Genomic DNA, 18,962 nt, shown 5'->3' on the forward strand with positions numbered 1-18,962 from the left:
CGGGTGGAGCGGCGTTACGGGAGGGGGTGTTTGGCGGCGGCCCGGAGGCGGAGCGCCCGGGCTACGTAGTCGCCGCCGGTGACGAGAGTGACAGCGACGGCAGCGGTCATGAAGGCAATGGCAGTCCAGTGCACGAGGGCAAAATCCTGCCACGGGAGGAGATAGATGCTGAGCGCGATGGCCTGGAGAACGGTTTTGAGCTTGCCACCGCGGCTGGCCGGCATCACGCCGTGGCGGATGACCCAGAAGCGGAGGGCGGTCACACCCCACTCACGCACCATGACGACGACGGTGACCCACCACGGGAGCTCACCGAGAATGGACAGGCCGATGAAAGCGGCACCGGTGAGGGCCTTGTCGGCGATCGGGTCGGCGATCTTGCCGAAGTTCGTCACCATGTTCCAGCGGCGCGCGATATCGCCGTCGAAGCGGTCGGTGATGATCGCGACCAGGAAGGCAGCGGTGGCGAGCAGCCGCGTGCCGGTGTCGGTGCCGTCGTGCCGCAGCAGCAGCCAGACGAACAGCGGAACCAGGACGAGCCTCAGCACCGTGAGCGCGTTCGCAACGTTCCAGGCGCTGGGCGCGTGGATCGTTGCGGCGGAGCGTGGAACCGGGTTCGGCGGGTTGGTCACGCGGTCAGGTTAGCGGCCGGACGGTCGTCCCGGGGATTCACCACCGCGGCGAACTCCGCGATCAGGTCGACACCGTCGGTGCCGACCACCTTCGCGGAGACCAGATCGCCGATCCGGACACCGTCCGGGAGCCCCAGCAACGTCGTCGAGCCGTCGACCTCGGGACCTTGGTGCGCAGCGCGCCCCTCGCCCTTCTGACCGGCCGCCGGCGGCTCCTCGGAGCCGTTTGCACGGCCGAGGCCGGAGGCGGCGTCCGCTGAGTCGGTGTCGGCATCGACGGTGTCGACGTCGGTGTCGGTGTCGGTGTCGGTGTCGGCTGAGTCGGTGTCACCGAGGGACTCCACGAGGACCTCGACAAGTTCGCCGATGCGGGCCTCGGCGCGGGCCGAGGTGGCGTCTTCGGCGAGGCGGGTGACGCGGTCCAGCCGGGCGGCGATGGTGTCTTCGTCGAGCTTGCCCTCGTAGGTCTCGGCCTCGGTGCCGTCCTCGTCGGAGTAGCCGAAGACGCCGATGGCGTCGAGGCCGGCCTGGGACAGGAAGTCGCAGAGGATGTCGACGTCTTCCTCGGTCTCACCGGGGAAGCCGACGATCACGTTGCTGCGGATTCCGGCGGTGGGAGCGGCGGCGCGGACCTGGGCGATCAGTTCGAGGAAATGTTCGGAGTCACCGAAGCGGCGCATCCGGCGCAGGAGCGGGCCGGAGGCGTGCTGGAAGGAGAGATCGAAGTACGGGACGACGCCCGGCGTCGACGTCATCGCGGCGAGCAGGGTCGGGCGCATCTCGGCCGGCTGCAGGTAGGAGACGCGGACGCGGCTGATACCCGGCACCTCGGCGATCTCCGCGACGAGGGTTTCGAGGAGGCGGAGGTCGCCCAGGTCCTTGCCGTAGGAGGTGGAGTTCTCGGAGACCAGGAAGAGTTCGCGGACGCCGTTCTCGGCCAGCCAGTGGGCTTCGGCGAGGACCTCGGTGGGGCGGCGCGAGATGAACGCGCCACGGAACATCGGGATCGCGCAGAACGCACAGCGGCGGTCACAGCCGGAGGCCAGCTTCAGCGGAGCCATCGGGCCACCGTCGAGGCGACGCCGGACGACCCGCGGGCCGCTGGCGGGCGCCGACTCGAGGTCGGGTGCATCGATCTTCAGCTCGTCGCGAGCGGCGGACGGGCTGACCATCCGACCCTTCAGCGGCTGACCGGCCATCCCGGAGGTGGACTCCGGCGTACCGGTGGTGCCGAGCGGCTTGAGCGCCGAGGGGATGTGGTCACCGAGGGACAGCCCGTCGATGGCAGCCCCGGCAGGCTGAGCGCCGTTCGCGTGGTCGCCGTGGCCGGGGGTTGCCACCGGGGCGGCTGACTGGCGGGCGGCGGGCGAAAGCGGGAGGAGCTTACGGCGGTCTCGCGGCGTGTGCGGGTGGTGCTTGTCGCCCGCGAGGATGGACCGCAGGCGGTCCGAGATGTCGGCGTAGTCGTCGAAGCTCAGGACTGCGTCGGTCTCGGGCAGCGCCTCGGCGAGCTGGTCGCCGTACCGCTCGGCGAGGCAGCCGACGGCGACGACCTTCTGGGTGCGGCCGGACTCCTTGTAGTCGGAGGCTGCGAGGAGCGTGTCGACGGAGTCCTTCTTGGCGGCTTCGACGAAACCACAGGTGTTCACCACCACGGTGTCGGCGTCGGCGGCGTCGTCGACGAGCAGGAAGCCGCCGGCCTCGAGGCGGCCGGCCAGTTCCTCGGAGTCGACGTCGTTGCGGGCACAGCCCAGCGTGACCAGGGCAACAGTGACGGGTGGCGTAGTCATCACACCGAGTATGACTCGCAGCCCAGCCTCACACCTAACCGCACCGAGCACTCCCCCGCCGACGACCCCGTGAGCCGGGCCACAGCGCGCGGGCGCGAGAGACCCGGGCCGGCGAACACCGGACCGGAGTCCTCGCCGCGAGCTACTTCTTGGCGAGCGATCCGTCGGGGTGGGCAACGAAGCGGTAGAGCTTGGTGGCCTGGGGCTTCCCGTTCACCTTGATCACCAGGTTGCCGGGGGCACCGGCAGAGACCCTGATGTCACCGACCGCAGTCACCGTCTGCACCGAGCCGGGGCCGACGAGTCCCTGGAAGAGCCGCTTGCCCGACTTGTCGCGAAGCGTCACGTACGAACCGTTGTTCTTCGCGGTCAGCGTCAGCGTCGTCTTCGTCGGCACCACCGGCGGCGCGACAGGCTTTTTCTTGGTCGGGGCAACCGTCGGCTTCGGTGCCGGCTTCGACGGCTGGGTGGTGATCGTGGTCGTTGCCGTCGTCTTCGACGCGTTGGCCTCGACATCGCTCGGCAGCGTGAACAGCCGAACCATCCCCCAGCCCATCAGGCCGACCAGGATCGCGCCGAGCACGATGCCCCAGCGCGGCCGGACCGGGTGCAGGGTCGGGCCCTTGACCGCGGCCCGCTCCTCGCGGCGCGACTTCTCCTCCTCGGCGGCATGCTCGGCGTCGAAGTGAGCAACCAGTGGCACCGGGTCGGCCTTGACCACGCGCGCGATCGAACGAATGTGACCGCGCGCGTAGAAATTGCCACCACAGCGGGAGAAGTCGTCGGCCTCCATGGCGGTGAGCAGCCCGGATCTGATCCGGGTGGCGGCAGCCAGCTGCTCGATCGTCATGTCGGCCCGTTCGCGGGCCGCCGTGAGCTCGGTACCGATGCTCACGTGGTCACCGTCCTCTCCATCGCCCGATCCGGAAGGGCTTCGCTGTCAGCAGGTTGCCGACCGCTTGACCGTCGACATCAAGTCAACGGTCGTGGCCCGATGGGGTCACGGACAAGTCAGAGTTGCTCGCGCACCGGACATCTGGCATCCGCGAGCATATGCAAAGCCTGGACCACTTCCCCGTTCGACGGCCGTGCCGTCAACCCGAACGGTACCGCGAGTGAGGACCCGGTCAGGCGGCGGTTGGCATCCGTGGTCTTGCGCGTCGTGGCCGGCAGCGCGGCCAGCGTCGGCCCAGGATCCAGCAGATGAACGGCAATCCGGCCGTCGTCGAGCGGATGACGGCGCTTCAGCACGGTCACCTCCTCGATCTCCTGCCAGCGCGTCCCGACCCATTCGTTGCCGATTCGCAACCGGATCCCGACGTCGTCGGCGACCAGCATGTCCCCGACCGTCAGCGCCCGGGCACACACCACAGCCAGTACGGCGAACGCTGCCGCCACGAACCAGCGCAGTACGCCGGTCGCCGTACCGGAGGCGGAGGCCGCGAAGCCGACGGCCACCAGACCGGCGCCGAGGGCCAGGCCTCCGTGCACTCGCTGGGAGGCACGGATCGTGAACGGGACAGGCCTGTCATCGAGGTCAAAACCCTCATGACGGGGCAGTGCACTCGCTTCGGTCACTGTCACTCTCCTCGGAGGGTGGTGAGGAAGTCTTCCAGGTCGTCCGGTTTCACCAGGACGTCCCGTGCCTTGGATCCTTCACTGGGACCGACGACGCCCCTGCTCTCCAGGATGTCCATCAGCCGGCCGGCCTTGGCGAAACCGACCCGCAGCTTGCGCTGCAGCATCGAGGTCGAGCCGAACTGGGTCGAGACGATCAGCTCGGCGGCCTGGACGACCAGGTCCATGTCGTCGCCGATCTCGTCGTCGAGGTCCTTGCTCGGGCCGGCCACGACAGTGACGTCCTCGCGGTACGTCGGCTCCAGCTGGGTCTTGGTGTGCTCGACCACGGCGTGGATCTCGGCCTCCGTGACCCAGGCACCCTGGATTCGCATCGGCTTGCTCGCGCCCATCGGCAGGAACAGTCCGTCACCCTGACCGACCAGCTTCTCCGCACCGGGCTGGTCCAGGATGACGCGGCTGTCGGCCAGCGACGAGGTCGCGAACGCGAGCCGGGACGGCACGTTGGCCTTGATCAGACCGGTCACGACGTCCACCGACGGCCGCTGGGTGGCGAGCACCAGGTGGATACCGGCCGCCCGGGCCAGCTGGGTGATGCGGACGATCGAGTCCTCGACGTCACGCGGCGCGACCATCATCAGGTCGGCGAGCTCGTCGACGATCACCAGCAGATACGGGTACGGCGTCAGCACGCGCTCGGACCCGGGTGGCGGCTTCACCTTGCCGGCGCGGACCGCCTTGTTGAAGTCGTCCACGTGCCGGAAGCCGAACGCGGCCAGGTCGTCGTACCGCATGTCCATCTCGCGGACGACCCACTGCAGCGCCTCCGCCGCCTTCTTGGCGTTGGTGATGATCGGCGTGATCAGGTGCGGGATGCCTTCGTAGACGTTCAGCTCGACCCGCTTGGGGTCGACCAGGATCATCCGCACCTCGTCCGGCGTGGCCCGCATCAGGACCGAGGTGATCAGCGAGTTGACGAACACCGACTTACCGGAGCCGGTCGCACCGGCGACCAGCAGGTGCGGCATCTTCGCCATGTTGGCGACCACGAAGCCGCCCTCGACGTCCTTGCCCAGGCCGGCGACCATCGGGTGATGGTCGTTGCGGGCGGTCGCCGACCGGATCACGTCGCCGAGGCTGACGATCTCCTTGTCGGTGTTCGGGATCTCGATCCCGATCGCGGACTTGCCCGGGATCGGCGACAGGATCCGGACGTCGGCCGAGGCGACGGCGTACGCGATGTTCTTGGACAGCGCGGTGACCTTCTCGACCTTGACCGCGGAGCCGAGCTCGACCTCGTACCGCGTGACCGTCGGGCCACGCGTGTAGGCGGTGACCTGGGCGTCGATACCGAACTGGTCGAACACCTCGGTGAGCCGGTCGACGACCGCGTCGGACGCCTTCGTGCGGGCCTTGTGCACCGAACCGGGCTTGAGGATCTGCCCGTCCGGCAGCGTGTAGGTGATGTCGCCGGAGAGGCTGAGCTGCTCGACGCGCTGCGGCAGCGGGGTGTGCTGCGGCGGCTCCGGAGCAGGCGCGTCGTTCACCTTGAAGGTTGGCTTGACCGGTGCAGGCGCGGCAGCAGCCTCGGAGTCGACGTCGTACGCGTCTTCCTCAGGGACCGGCTCAGCCTTGGGCTTGCGGCTGCGCTTGGAGATCTCGCGGCCTTCCAGGACCGGCGAGTCGTACGGCACGATGGCCGGCTCGCCGTCGTCCTCGAGCGCAGCCTTCGCGCGCCGCTCCTTGCGGGTCAGCCGCACGGTGTCGTCGGTGGGCGTCTCAGCGGCAGGCGTGGACTCCTCCGGCAACTCGGTGTGACCAACCAGTACGTCGAATGCTGCGCGCACCCGGAGCGGGATCGCGTAGATCGCCGTACCGGTGATGATCAGCAGCCCGAAGATCGACAGCAGCACGAGGATCGGCGCTGCGACGTACTGCGTGAGCAGGTCGGACAGCGCCGCAGACACGACGTAACCGACCGCACCGCCCGCATCGTGCAGCGGTGCGTCGGAGGGGTTGCTGGGACGCGGGATGCCGTTGGCGATATGCACGAGGCCGAGCACGCCGAAGGACAGCAGCGTCCAGCCGATGACCTGGCGTCCGGCCGGGCCGTTGCGCTCCGGGTTCCGCAGGGTCCGCATGGCCATGCCGAGCAGCAGCAGCGGGATGGCCCAGCCGACCACGCCGACGCTCTCGCCGACGACCGTCCGGACGCCGTTGCCGACCGCGCTGGGCATGTGCCACCAGATCGAGGCGGCCACAACAATGGCCAGGCCGATCAGGAACAGACCGGCGCCGTCGCGGCGGTGCTCGGGGTCGAGGTCGCGGGCACCGTTGCCGATACCGCGGACCATCTTGCCGAGCAGGTGAGCGATGCCGACCCACAGCTTGATGATGCCGCGGCCGATCGCGATCATGGCGGCGGCGAAGGGACCCGCACCACCGTTTTTGGGTGTGCTAGTCCGCGCAGCGGTGCTACCACCACCTCGCTTCGCGGTTTGCCCACGCTTCTGGGCGGCTGTCTGACGGGTGCTTCCGCCGGTTGCCTTTCGGGCCGTAGTAGGCCGTTTGGCTGCCGACTTCTGCGCCCGCGCCGGGGAAGACGTACGGGTCGCCATATGTAGCAGGCTACCTCCCAGCCACTCCGGTCTCACGTGTCACACGCCGATCACGCTGCCCCATCCGTAGCGTCACGACTCAGAAGGTAGGCCACGCCCCACCGGGGCGCTGCTGTCCGGCTCCCGGTGCTGTCCAGTTGCAAACACCGCGCGGGAACGCCTGTCGCAGGGCTGACCACTGAGCGGGCGTGAGCGCGGTCCGGTAGTCACTCGGTGACAGCGGGCGCAGTCGGCACTTGATGACGTCATTGGCGACTGATGCGCCTGCTACCTGACGCGGGGCCGGCCAGACGGGGTAGAGCGTGTTGCAGCGGGTCGTACCGATGCCGTTGACCTGCTTCTCGGCGATTTTCGTGCCCTGCGGCGTCCAGCAGGCCTCAACGAGCGAGGGCGGCTTGTTGCGGATCACCCGAGCATGCGAGGAGCCGGGCGCACTGTCGGCGTCGATAGCGTCCATCCAGTCATCCAGCGCGTTCAGTGCCTTCAGCACGACCGGATTGCGGCTGTTGAAGCCACTAGTCGACTCCCCCGGCTGCACCAGCATCACGTGGTTGCCCGCGTCGCCGTTGGCCTTCACCAGCCGCTCACGCAGCGAGAACGAGTGGAACATCAGGTGGATGTCCCCGTTCGGCAGCTCGTCCAGGTACTGCCGGTAGTCGATGATCGGCGTGCTCGCCAGTCCCCCGCCGCCGTTGATCAACTGACCAGTCCGGTACGCCGTTCCGACCGCCCGGGCATCAGCTGTCGTGCGACCGGGGACGAAGTTGGCGTCGGCGTCGAACCCTCCGACGGCACGATTGAGGTCGACGAACTGCGCGGCGGTGATCTTGCCCGCGTTCAGCGCCGCCAGGCCGTACTGGATCCCGACGTTGTCGAGGGGCCGCCGCAGTACCCCGGCCGCGCTCTTGCCCCAGATGTTGACCTGGTGGTCGTAGACGTCACACCGAGCGCCGCCCGGGTTCGCCACCGAGTCGTACCGCTGCTCCACAGGAAGTTGCTCAGGGCAATAAACCCGCGGGTCGATCCGCCGGCCGGCACCGGCCAGGTTGGCGATCGCGCCGACCTTGCCGAATCCGGCGACGGCTCGCTTCGCGGTGTCGGTCCAGCCGTCGGCCGACTCGAAGTAGTGGTTCAGCAACAGCGCGTCGGTGATCGTGTGCAGCGTGGCGAAGCCGACCTCGGGGAACACGCACGACGCCATGATCCCGTCCAGCAACCCCGGATAGTTGTCGGCGATCTGGAACACCTGATAGGACCCGCCGGAGCAACCCCAGCCGATGGTCTGCCGCGGTACGCCGATGCTCTCGACGATGTGTTCGCGCGTCATCGCCATCGTCTCGGCGGCGAGCACCCCGTTGCAGTTCACCCCGAACACGTTCAGGCTCGACGAGGCAACGGCGTACCCGCGTCCCAGTAGTACGTCGTCGTCGATGCCGCCCGTGTTGCTGCCCTGCTGGTACCACCCGCCCGGGCAACCACCGCCGAACGTGTAGAGCAGCCGGCCGTTCCAACCACTCGGCGGCCGCACCGCGCTCGGTACACCCTCGGCGCGGTCATGCAGGACGGCGTACTCGTAGATGGACCGGTTGATCACACCAGTCTCGACGCGGACGACGTACGGCACCCGCCGCCCGTCCGACGTGGTCGTCGTGGCCAGGTCGGCCGGTTTCGTTGCCGGCAGCACCTTCAGCGAGCGGTCGGTGGTCGAGCGGTACAGGTAGTCGACGCGGGTCGGCACCGAGCAGTTCGGCCCGGTCGCCGGACCGAGCTTGACCTTCGCGAGCGTGCTGAAGCCGGCCGTCCCGCAGATGTACGGCGTCTCGTGCGGACCCGCGAGCATCGGGCCGGAGCGCGGGTGGTTGGTGATCCCGAGCCGGGCCTCGCCCGCGCTGACGGTGTTCAGCCCGAGCGTCAGGCCCCGAACGAGGCCGACCAGTCGATCGGCCGTTCGGGTGAAGGCCTTGGTGACGTCATGCCCGTTCAGCTCGACGACGAGGTTGGCGAGGTTCCGGCCGGTGATCCCGATCAGCGCGTTTCCGTCGCTGACGAAGTCGGGCCGGGGGCTCGACAGCACCTCGATCCGGACGCCGTACGCCGCCCGTGCAGGCACCGGCGCGACGAGCAACGCGGTCAGCACCGCACTGATCACCGCAATGGCAAGCGCGACGAGGGCGGCCGGACGCTTCATGGCAGGAATTTGACCACAGCGCCCGGGCCTTCGGAAGGGTTGTTACCAGATCGATCAGGCGCCGGTAACGCCGTCGAGCTGTTCGCGGAGCAAGTCGGCATGCCCGCAGTGCCGGGCATACTCCCCCACCAGGTGGATGTAGATCATCCGCAGCGTCGATTCCGTGCCACCGAACTCGAACCGCTCGTCGAACGACCGTCCCGCCGCCGCCTCGCCCGACAGCTTCCACTCCGCGATCAGACCGTCGTACGACGCCTCTGCCGCGGCCGGATCGATGATTTCGAAGTCGGCGTCCTTGCCGAGCTCCGGCGCGAACAGCGGCTCGGCCTTCTCTCCCGCCGCGAGGTGGATCCGGAACCAGATCCGCTCAACCTTGGTCAGATGCCGGATCAGGCCGAGCAGCGACAGGTTCGAGGGCGGCGACGGCCGGGTGGCGAGCTGCTCGGCGGTCAGACCGGCGCACTTGTAGAGCAACGTGCTCCGGTAGAAGTCCAGATAGCCGCGCAGTAGCTCGGTTTCCGGTGCCGTCAAGGAGCCGTCGGGCCGCTCAACCTCAGGTGCGGTCCACGCCGCGATGTCGGTCATCCCGCCATCCAACACGCCAGCTCAGGAGACCGCGAACCGATTACGGATACACGGCAATCGCACGATGATGCAGCCGCCAGATCACGCCTCACAGCTCCGGGTCGTCCCACGATGTGTCTGTTCATCTCATTGATCGAGATAGGGGCTGGCGCGTTCGTGGCCCGTTCGTTACCGTTCTCGGCAGGTCATGAGCGCCAGCGTCAAGCCCCGGCTCGCTGGCCGGCAACCCTCCTCCGCGGTGGGGTGCCCCGGGTGAAGACCAGGCCGTGCGGATACCCCGTTCGGCAAGTGCGGACTTCCCGGGAGCGAAGCCATGTCGATCCTCTCCATCCTCGAGCCGGCCAGCAGCACCACCCCCCGTGCAGCGGTCACCCGGCGCACCGGCAGCATCCCCACCACCGTCGGCTCGGACCTGCTGGTCCCGCTGGCCGACGGCCGGGTGACGGACTACGCGAACTTCGACCACGGTGCCAGCGCCCCGTGTCTGGAGTCGGTGCGCGCCAGCGTCGAAGCGGCCCTGCCGTCGTACGCGTCGGTCCACCGCGGCAACGGCTACGCCTCCCGGATCACCACCCAGTGGTACGAGCGGGCCCGCACCGAGGTGCACAGCTTCGTAGGCGCTCGGGCAGACGACCAGGTGATCTTCACCCGGCAGACCACCGACGCACTCAATCTGCTGGCCCACGCCGTCCCGGCTGACGCCACTGTGATCGTCTTCGAGTCCGAGCACCACGCAGCGCTGCTGCCCTGGGGCGAGGAGCGCACCGTCCGGCTCGCAGCTCCCGCCTCGGCCACTGAGGCCGTGACCGCCGTCGCCAACGCGCTGCGGACCGCTCCGGAGGGCCCGCGCCTCGTCGTCGTCACCGGCGCTTCGAACGTGACCGGCGAGATCTTCCCGATCGCTGAGCTCGCCGCTGTCGCCAAGGCGCACGGCGCCCGGATCTGCCTGGACGCTGCGCAGCTCGCGCCGCACCGCGTCGTCGACATCGCCGCACTGGATGTCGACTGGGTAGCCATCTCCGGTCACAAGCTCTACGCGCCGTACGGCGCCGGTGCGCTGATCGGCCGCGCCGACTGGCTCAACGCCGCCGACCCCTACCTGTACGGCGGGGGCGCGACCACCTCGGTCACCGGCGACGGTGTGGTCTGGGCGACCGGCCCGTCCCGCCACGAGGGCGGCTCCCCGAACGTCATCGGCGCGATCGCCCTCGCCTCGGCCTGCGCGACCATCAGCCGCAACCGCGACGCCATTGAGCAGCACGAGCGCAGCCTGCTCGCCCGGCTCCGTACCGGTCTCGCACAGATCGCCGACGTCACGACGTACTCGATCTTCGGCGCCGAGGCCGACCGTGTCGGCACGGTGTGCTTCACCATCAAGGGCTTGAGCTCCACGCTGGTCTCCGCCGCGCTGAGCGCGGAGCACGGCATCGGAGTCCGCGACGGCAAGTTCTGCGCCCACCCGCTGGTCGGTCATCTGCTGGCCGACTCACCCGAGCACGGTACGGCGGTCCGCGCCAGCCTCGGTCTGGGAACGACCCGCGAGCACGTGGACCGCCTCGTCAGCGCAGTGCGCTCGCTGGCCACCACCGGGCTGCGCGGAGAGTACGAGGACACCGACCACGGCTGTCAGCCGGCCGAGGACCCCCGCGACCTCCACGCGCCCCGCATCTGGTGACGCAAGCTCTGAAACGCTCCTACTGCTCGGGAGTTTCCAGACCTACAAGGTGAGCGGCAAACGCCAATAGGTCCGCCCACTCCGCTGCGATCATCGCGGCGGGTTTGCCGAAGCCGTGACCGGTGTTGACCTCTACTCGGGTCAAGACGGGTTCGGCCGCGGATTGGGCATGCTGCAAGGCAGCAATGAACTTGTGACTGTGCAACGGGACGACCCGGTCATCGTGGTCACCGGTGACCACCAGTGTGGCCGGGTACTCCGTACCGTCCTGCACGCGATGCAGCGGCGAGTAGGCCAGCAGGTCCTCGAACTGCTCCGGGTTGTCCGGATGCCCGAAGTCGGATGCCCAGGCGGCGCCCACCGTGAAGAGGTGGAAGCGCAGCATGTCCAGGACGCCGACACCTGGCAGCGCAACCTTGAAGAGGTCGGGGCGCTGTGTCATGACGGCTCCGACGAGCAGTCCGCCGTTGCTGCGACCGTGAATGGCCAGCTGTTCAGGTGTGGTCACACCGGTGTCGCGGAGGTGCTCTGCGACCGCAATGAAGTCGTCGAACACCTGCTGCTTGCGCTTGAGTCGCCCTGCGTCGTGCCAGTCGCTCCCGTACTCACCGCCGCCGCGCAGGTTCGAGATCGCCAGCACACCCCCGGCCGCGAGCCATGCCGCCCAGCCAGGCTTGTAGTCGGCCTGGATCGAGATGCGAAAGCCGCCGTACCCGTAGAGCATCGCGGGGCGCGGTGCGCTGAAGTCGAGGTCGGCGCGAGTGATCAGGAAGTACGGAACGTCTCCGGCCACCTGTCGCGTCACAGTCACCTCAGGCGACTCGTAACCGCCCGCACCGCGGACCAGCTCGGGTAGCGCCCGAACCGCGCCGGTCGATGCCGAGACGACGTACGAGACCGTCGGATCAGTGACGGTCGACAAACCGATGAAGAGCTCGTCCTGCTTGGTGCTGGCGTTCAGAGCCAGCACACCACCGCCCTGTACGTCGACCACCTGCGCACCGGAGCCGTCGAGCGCGTAGAGCGTGAGCACGGGCTGAGCGTCGATCAGGGTGATGGTCGCGAGCCCCGACGCCGTTCCGCGAACAGACTGCAGGGCGTGCGGCCCCTCGGGGATGAGATCGGTGAACGTGCCGTCGAAGTCGGCGAGCACCACGCGGCCGCGGGACGCCTGACGGTCGGTCTGCAGCACCAGCTGGTCACCGGACATCCGGATGAAGAAGATCTCGTCGACGAGCTCGTCGACTACCTTGATCGGCTCACCGAAACCGTCAGCGGTGATCGGGTAGACCCACAACCGGGAGGCGGGGTCGGTACCGGCGTTGATGGTGACCACGACGTACCGGTCGTCGTCGGAGATCTCCGGCGAGATGAACAGCCGGTCCTCGCCGGGGAATGCGAGCAGCAGCTCGTCGTCGGATTGCGGCGTACCGATGCGGTGCAGTTTCAGCTGCCCACCGGACAGCGACGTCGTCTCTGTGCCCTCACTGCGCCCACCGGTCGGGTAGTGCAGATACAGGTACGCAGAACTGTCGGGGAGCCAGGTTGCCTCGCAGAACTTGGCTTCCGTGACCACGTCGTCGACCGCGTCACCAGTGGCGATGTCGAGCAACCGGAACGTCGTCCAGTCGCTACCGCTCTCGTTGATGCCGTAGGCAAAGTACTTGCCGTCCGGGCTGACAGTGAACGTGCCCAGTGAGTCAGTGCCGTCCGCAGAGAGCTTGTTCGGGTCGATCAGGACCCGGCCACCGTCCAGGAGCTCTTGCAGGGACTCCGCGACGTACACGACCTCCTGCGCCTGGGTGCCGTCGTTGCGACCGACGAAGTACCAGCCGCTCTTACTGGCAGGCACTCCGGCGCGCGGGCGGGCCAGAACCGCAGACAGCGTGGTCTGGAACCACTCGCGCTCCGGATAGCCCGCCAGTTCGGCCTGGGTGTACTCGTTCTGCCGCCGGACCCAGTCCTGGGTCTCGGGCGCGTCAGCATCTTCCAGCCAGCGGTACGGATCGGCGATCGGGTGCCCATGCAGGGTCTCGACCACATCGCCGCGGCGGGTCTCCGGATAGGTCATGAGAGCAAACCTACGTCGTACTCACCGGCTCCGGCGGGCGGCATCCCGCACAGGCGCCGGAGACCGGTGAGTACGACGTCGCCCTACCTGCGGGCCGGATTGAGGTCTTTGGTCCAGAGGACCTTGCCGAACAGATCACGCAGTGACGCGGTGAACACACCCGTGCGCGGATCGATGTGCACGTGGCCGAAGAACTGGTTGCCGCCACTCGGCGGCTGGTTCGGGAAGTCGGCCGCCTTGACGAACTCCGCCTTCGGTCCGAACGTCGGGTCCAGTGCGTTCGGGCCGAACGTCCCTGCGTTCACCGGACCGGCCACCAGCTCCCAGAACGGGTCGAAGTCGGTGTAAGCGGCCCGCGCCGGGTCATAGTGGTGTGCGGCGCAGTAGTGCACGTCTGCGGTCAGCCAGACCGTGTTGCGCACCTTGCGCTTCTTGAACTGGCTCAGCACCCAGGCGATCTCGTGCTCACGGCCACCGGGCGCACCGCCGACGCCGTTGGCCACGGCCTCGATCAGTGGACCGTCCGGCACCAGCAGTCCGAGCGGCATGTCACTGGCGATCACCTTCCAGGTCGCCTTGGACGCGGCGGCCTCACGAACCAGCCACTCTGCCTGCTCGGCGCCGAGCATCGCCACCGGGCCCACCGTCGCCGGCGTCGGGTTGGCGCCGCGGTAGGTGCGCATGTCGAGGCAGAAGACATCCAGCAGCGGTCCATAGCTCACCTTGCGGTAGATGCGGTTCTGGCCGGCGCTGTGCACCATCGGCAGGTACTCGAGGAACGCTTGCCGGGCTCGGGCCGCCAGGACGTCGACCCGCCGCTCCGTGTAGCGCGCATCCTCCAGGACCTCGCCCGGGTACCAGTTGTTGACCGTCTCGTGGTCGTCCCACTGGCTGATGATCGGGACGTCGGCGTACAGGTCACGGACGTTGTGATCCAGCAGGTTGTACTTGTACCGGCCGCGATACTCGGCCAGCGTCTCCGCCACCTTGGAGACCTCTTCGGTGACCACGTTCTTCCAGACCGTCCCGTCCGGGATCTGCACCGACGCGGCGATCGGGCCGTCGGCGTAGATGTTGTCCCCGGAGTGCAGGAAGAAGTCCGGCCGGGTCTCGTGCATGGCCTTGTACGCGATCATGCCGCCGAGATCGGGGTTGATGCCGTACCCCTGGCCGGCGGTGTCCCCGGTCCAGACGAACGACAGCCCGCGGTTGCGGCCCGGCGTACTGAAGGAGCCTGCCAGAGACTCTCCACGGCGGCCGTACGCGTCCTCGAACGCGATCCGGTAGTCGTAGCGCTGGCCGGGGCGCAGTCCCCGCAGCGGCACCTGTGCGGTGTAGTCCTGGTCCGGCCCGGTGACCGGCCCGCAGAGCCGGACTGCCCGGTCGAAGCGACCATGGCTGGTCAGGTCGACGACCATCCGCGCCTTGCGGTCGGTGCGCGACCAGACCACGGCAGAGTTCGATGACACGTCGCCCGACATGATTCCGGACGGCAGTGCGGGCCGGTCCCGCCGTACGACGTTGGGGGCCGCAACGGCGAGCTCTGGCACAGCCAGAGTGGCACCGGCGACGGTGGATGCAGCCAAGAGTTGGCGGCGACTCAATTTCATACTGCAAGGGTGATCCTGCCGGATGGCTTCCGCGTGAACTGGTGGTGATCGGTTGGCGTGTCACCGGACGTGCCTTGCGAAGGGTTGCCTTACGTGGTTCCGTTGGGACCGACAGCCACTGTTTGTGGCGCTGCCCAGGAACCCGGTAGCGGCATCGACTCGATGTACGACCGGACCGGGGTGCTTCCCTTTTGTCACAGCTTGTCGCGGACAGTAATCCGCAACAGCGCTTCACGAACCTCTACACCGATCTCGCGCGCACGGTCCGCGAGCTCGGTCTGCTGCGCCGCCGGCAGGGCTACTACTGGACCCGGATCGCGCTGGTGCTCGTCGCCTTCGCCGGGGTCTGGGTAGGCGTCGGCCTGCTCGGCAACTCGTGGTTCCAGCTTCTGATGGCCGGTGCCTTCGCGCTCGTGCTGACCCAGGTCGCGTTCCTCAGCCACGACAGCTCGCACCGCCAGATCTTCGAATCCGCCAAGTGGAACGACTGGACCGCGCGGCTGCTCGCCGGGGGCCTGATCGGCATCAGCTCCGCCTGGTGGAAGTCCAAGCACAGCCGCCACCACGCGGCGCCGAACCAACTGAACCGCGACCCCGATCTCGACATCGGCGTGATCGCCTTCACGCCCGAGCAGGCAGCGCGTCGTACCGGCCTGCAGAAGTGGCTGACCGCTCGCCAGGGCTGGTTGTTCTTCCCGCTGCTGACGCTGGAAGGCCTGAGCCTGTATGTCTCGAGCGTGGGACACGTGTTCCGCCGGGGCGCGAGCAAGATCGAGCGGGTCGAGGGCGCGCTCGTGATGAGCCGGATCGGGATCTACCTCGCGCTGCTGTTCTTCCTGCTCCCGCCCGGTAAGGCGTTTGCGTTCCTCGGCCTGCAGCTCGCCGTCTTCGGCGTCTGCCTGGGCGGATCGTTCGCACCGAACCACAAGGGCATGCCGCTGGTGCCGGCGTCGATGAAGGTCGACTTCCTGCGCCGCCAGGTGCTGATGTCCCGCAACATCCACGGCGGCCGGTTCACCGACTTCGCCATGGGCGGGCTCAACTACCAGATCGAGCACCATCTGTTCCCGAGCATGCCGCGCCCGACGCTGCGCAAGGTGCAGCCGATCGTCCGCGAGTACTGCGAGCGGCACGGGGTCGCGTACACCGAGGTGTCGCTGGTGGCGTCGTACAAGATTGTCATCGACTACCTGAACAATGTGGGGCTGCGGGCGCGCGATCCGTTCCAGTGTCCGCTCGCCACGGCCTATCGAGGCTAGTCTTTTGCCCGCCCGCCCCTATTGGTCCATCTGAGCGCACACGGAGTGTCATGAGCGATCTCGATCCTGGACGTGTGCGCCCTCAACAGCAGTACGCCAGTCTGTACACAGACTTGCTCCGAACGGTGCAGGAGCTCGGACTGCTGCGCCGGCGCCGCGGCTACTACTACACGCGGATGAGCTGCGCCGCCGCCGTGCTGGTTGGTATCGCGGTCGGCGCCGTCGTACTGGGTGACTCCTGGTTCCAGCTGGTGCTGGCCGTCGTACTGGCGCTGACGCTCGTGCAGGTGGCGTTCCTGAGCCACGACAGCGCGCACCGGCAGATCTTCGACTCGGCCGCGCGCAACGACTGGACAGCCCGGATCCTGTCCGGGGGCGTGCTGGGGATGAGCGCCACCTGGTGGCGGACCAAGCACAACCGCCACCACGGTGCGCCGAACCAGGTGGACAAGGACCCCGACGTACAGATGAAGGTGCTGGCCTTCACGCCAGATGACGTCGTACGACGCAAGCCGTTCGGACGGTGGTTGGCGGACCGGCAGGGGTGGTTCTTCTTCCCGCTGCTGACGCTGGAGGGCGTTGCGCTTCATGTGTCGAGCATTCAGCACCTGATGCGGCGAGACGCGAGCAAGGCCGAACGCGTCGACCTCGGAGTGGTGATTGCACGGCTCACCCTGTACGTCGCTGCGGTGTACCTGCTGCTGCCGGTCGACAAGGCCACTGCGTTCCTAGGTTTGCAGCTGGCTGTCTTCGGCCTCTTCCTCGGCGCAGCGTTCGCTCCGAACCACAAGGGCATGCCACTGGTACCAGCCGGCATGAAGCTCGACTTCCTACGCCGCCAGGTGCTCACTTCACGCAACATCCGCGGCGGAGTCATCACCGACTTCGCCATGGGCGGCCTCAACTACCAGATCGAGCACCACCTCTTCCCCAGCATGCCCCGGCCGACACTGCGCCGTGTCCGACCCATCGTGCGCGAGTACTGCGAGCTTCACGGCATCTCCTACACCGAGGTCGGCCTCTTCTCGTCGTACCGGATCGTCGTCGACTACCTGAACAACGTCGGGCTCAGGGCGCGCGACCCGTTCGAATGCCCGTTGGTGGCCACGTACCGCAAGTAGTGTGACGAGCATGCTGCTGGGACTGGTGTGTGCGCTTGCTGCTGCGGTTGCCTATGGATTGGCATCGGTGCTGCAGGCTGCGGCGGCGCGGACCAGTCCTGATGTCAGTGCGCGCGGAGTGGTTCGGATCGTTGGGCAGTGGCGGTTCCTGGTCGGCATCGGGATGGATGTAGTCGGCTTCGGGCTGCAGATGGTTGCCCTGCAGTCGTTGCCGCTGTTCGTGGTCCAGGCTGCGCTGGCCGCCAGCCTCGCGGTGACCGCGGTCGTATCGCGCCTGCTCGGCCTACGACTCGGAGCTCGCGAGTGGACCGCTGTGGCTGCGGTCTGCGGTGGGCTTGCGCTGCTGGGGATCTCGGCCGGCAGCGAAGGCGGTACGGCGGCCGGTCACGGATTCCGGATGTGGTTGATCGGGGCAACGGTCGCGCTCGGTCTGGCCGGGCTGGCGACTCAGCGCGCCCCGCAGCGGTTGCGCGCTCCCCTGCTGGGCCTGGTCGCCGGACTGGCCTTCGGCGTGGTGGCGATCTCGGGGCGGATCATCCACGACTTCCACCCGCTCAAGCTGCTCGCCGAGCCCGCGCTCTACACCGCAGTCGTGAGCGGCGCGCTGGCGATGTTCTTCTACGCGTCGGCGCTCCAGCGCGGCGGCGTGACCATGGCGACGGCCATGCTCGTGGTTGGCGAGACCGTGTTCCCGGCGCTGGTCGGGCTACTCGCGCTCGGCGATCACTCGCGGCCTGGGTTCGGCGCGATTGCGGTCGGCGGCTTCCTCATCGCGGTCGCCGCCGCCGTCGTACTGGCTCGTTTCGGTGAGCCACCGGCTACGACGCCGGCGGGATCTCTCCCGAGCCACGAATCGTCAGTTTGACCGGCACCCGCACGGTCCGGCCGGGGCGGTGCGGCTCGGGAAGGCGCTCGGTCATCAACTGAATCGCCGTCCGGGCCATCACGTCGGCTGACTGCGCCACCGCGGTCAGGCCGGGCTTGAGCAGGTCGCCGAGAGCGAGGTCGTCGAACGAGACGAGCGCGACCTGATCACGACGGCCGGCCAATCCGCGCAGCACCTCGGCGGTGGTCATGTTGTTGGCCGACAGCAACGCTGTCGCCGGCTCAGGCCGATCCAGCACGGCCGAGAGCGTGATGCCGATGCCCTCGGTGGTCGGCTCGGACAGGTGCACGAGGTCTTCGTCGACGTCGATGCGGTGCCGGGCCATCGCGGCCCGATAGGCGACCACGCGCTCGCGCGCGGTGAAGATGCGCTCGTCGTCACCGAGGTACGCGATCCGCCGATGCCCCTGCCGCACCAAGTGGTCGATCGCCTGATCGATACCACCGGCGTTGTCAGCCAGTACGGCGTCTGCCTCGATCCCGTGCGCGGGACGGTCGATCGTGACGACCGCCATCCCGGCATCGACATGCGGTGCCAGGTACTCCTGGGTCTCCCCGATCGGCGCCATGATGAGCGCGTCCGGGCGGCGCGCGACGAACTCCAGACAGACGTCCCGCTCACGCTCGGGGTCCTCGTCGGTCAGGCCGATCATCACCACGGAGCCCGACGAGCGGGCCCACAGCTCCACCGCACGGCCGAGCGAGGCGAAGAACGGGTCGCCGATATCGCGGATGACGACCGCGATCGTGCCGGTCTTGCCGCGGCGCAGCATCCGGGCCGACTCGTTCGGCGTGTAGTTCAGGTCCTTGATCGCCGACTGGACCTTGGCGGTCAGCTCGGGGCTGACGTTCGGCTCCTCGTTGACCACCCGCGACACCGTCTTCAGTGCCACTCCGGCCCGGGCCGCGACCTCCTTCATCGTGGGCCGGCGCTGGCCCGTTCCGTTCAT

At 68.2% G+C, this 18,962-nt stretch carries 14 protein-coding genes and 1 riboswitch; of the genes, 4 read left to right on the forward strand and 10 right to left on the reverse strand.

Annotated elements, in window-relative coordinates; genetic code table 11:
- Positions 1-14 precede the first annotated feature (14 nt).
- The 7 genes from pgsA to E1263_RS13810 all read right to left on the reverse strand — a co-directional run bounded on the left by pgsA (position 15) and on the right by E1263_RS13810 (position 9,391).
- Positions 15-632, reverse strand: a complete 618-nt coding sequence (gene pgsA / locus E1263_RS13780; RefSeq protein ID WP_132167675.1) for a CDP-diacylglycerol--glycerol-3-phosphate 3-phosphatidyltransferase — start codon at positions 630-632, stop codon at positions 15-17.
- Positions 629-2,422: a MiaB/RimO family radical SAM methylthiotransferase gene (locus E1263_RS13785; protein ID WP_132167676.1), complete on the reverse strand. Its 1,794-nt coding sequence runs from the start codon at positions 2,420-2,422 to the stop codon at positions 629-631. Before E1263_RS13785 ends, pgsA begins: the two co-directional genes overlap by 4 nt.
- Positions 2,423-2,564: 142 nt before the next feature.
- Positions 2,565-3,317 (reverse strand): helix-turn-helix domain-containing protein, encoded by a 753-nt coding sequence (locus tag E1263_RS13790; RefSeq protein WP_132167677.1) that lies wholly within the window; start codon positions 3,315-3,317, stop codon positions 2,565-2,567.
- A 116-nt stretch (positions 3,318-3,433) separates the two neighbouring features.
- Positions 3,434-4,000, reverse strand: a complete 567-nt coding sequence (locus E1263_RS13795) for a hypothetical protein (RefSeq protein ID WP_132167678.1) — start codon at positions 3,998-4,000, stop codon at positions 3,434-3,436.
- A gap of 2 nt (positions 4,001-4,002) precedes the next feature.
- On the reverse strand, positions 4,003-6,417 hold the full coding sequence (locus E1263_RS13800) for an FtsK/SpoIIIE family DNA translocase (RefSeq protein WP_132167679.1): 2,415 nt from the start codon (positions 6,415-6,417) through the stop codon (positions 4,003-4,005).
- A 280-nt stretch (positions 6,418-6,697) separates the two neighbouring features.
- A complete protein-coding gene (locus tag E1263_RS13805) occupies positions 6,698-8,806 on the reverse strand; it encodes a DUF6351 family protein (RefSeq protein WP_202868868.1) in 2,109 nt (702 codons plus the stop codon).
- A gap of 54 nt (positions 8,807-8,860) precedes the next feature.
- Complete coding sequence (locus tag E1263_RS13810; protein WP_132167680.1) at positions 8,861-9,391, reverse strand: DinB family protein; 531 nt, start codon at positions 9,389-9,391, stop codon at positions 8,861-8,863.
- Between the two features lie 183 nt (positions 9,392-9,574).
- Positions 9,575-9,688, forward strand: a riboswitch (SAM riboswitch).
- 16 nt (positions 9,689-9,704) lie between these two features.
- Here E1263_RS13810 and E1263_RS13815 point away from each other — a divergent pair.
- Positions 9,705-11,066 (forward strand): aminotransferase class V-fold PLP-dependent enzyme, encoded by a 1,362-nt coding sequence (locus E1263_RS13815; RefSeq protein WP_132167681.1) that lies wholly within the window; start codon positions 9,705-9,707, stop codon positions 11,064-11,066.
- Positions 11,067-11,085: 19 nt separating this feature from the next.
- Here E1263_RS13815 and E1263_RS13820 read toward each other — a convergent pair whose 3' ends face one another.
- Both E1263_RS13820 and E1263_RS13825 read right to left on the reverse strand, forming a co-directional pair.
- Positions 11,086-13,137 carry a prolyl oligopeptidase family serine peptidase gene (locus E1263_RS13820; protein ID WP_132167682.1) on the reverse strand — a complete coding sequence of 684 codons (2,052 nt, stop codon included), beginning with the start codon at positions 13,135-13,137 and terminating at the stop codon, positions 11,086-11,088.
- An 83-nt stretch (positions 13,138-13,220) separates the two neighbouring features.
- Positions 13,221-14,747, reverse strand: a complete 1,527-nt coding sequence (locus E1263_RS13825) for an alkaline phosphatase D family protein (protein WP_132167683.1) — start codon at positions 14,745-14,747, stop codon at positions 13,221-13,223.
- A gap of 191 nt (positions 14,748-14,938) precedes the next feature.
- Between E1263_RS13825 and E1263_RS13830 the strand changes: the two genes are divergently transcribed.
- From E1263_RS13830 to E1263_RS13840, 3 genes are all read left to right on the forward strand, one after another.
- Entirely contained in the window at positions 14,939-16,006 is a 1,068-nt protein-coding gene (locus E1263_RS13830; protein ID WP_132167684.1) for a fatty acid desaturase family protein, read from the forward strand.
- 74 nt (positions 16,007-16,080) lie between these two features.
- Complete coding sequence (locus tag E1263_RS13835) at positions 16,081-17,127, forward strand: fatty acid desaturase family protein (protein ID WP_238161229.1); 1,047 nt, start codon at positions 16,081-16,083, stop codon at positions 17,125-17,127.
- A gap of 10 nt (positions 17,128-17,137) precedes the next feature.
- Complete coding sequence (locus E1263_RS13840; RefSeq protein ID WP_132167686.1) at positions 17,138-17,992, forward strand: DMT family protein; 855 nt, start codon at positions 17,138-17,140, stop codon at positions 17,990-17,992.
- Here the strand turns inward: E1263_RS13840 and E1263_RS13845 are convergent.
- Positions 17,946-18,962 carry a LacI family DNA-binding transcriptional regulator gene (locus E1263_RS13845; RefSeq protein ID WP_238161230.1) on the reverse strand — a complete coding sequence of 339 codons (1,017 nt, stop codon included), beginning with the start codon at positions 18,960-18,962 and terminating at the stop codon, positions 17,946-17,948. The two genes, E1263_RS13840 and E1263_RS13845, sit on opposite strands and share 47 nt — an antisense overlap.

It is taken from the genome of Kribbella antibiotica (assembly GCF_004349055.1).
Taxonomy (GTDB): domain Bacteria; phylum Actinomycetota; class Actinomycetes; order Propionibacteriales; family Kribbellaceae; genus Kribbella; species Kribbella antibiotica.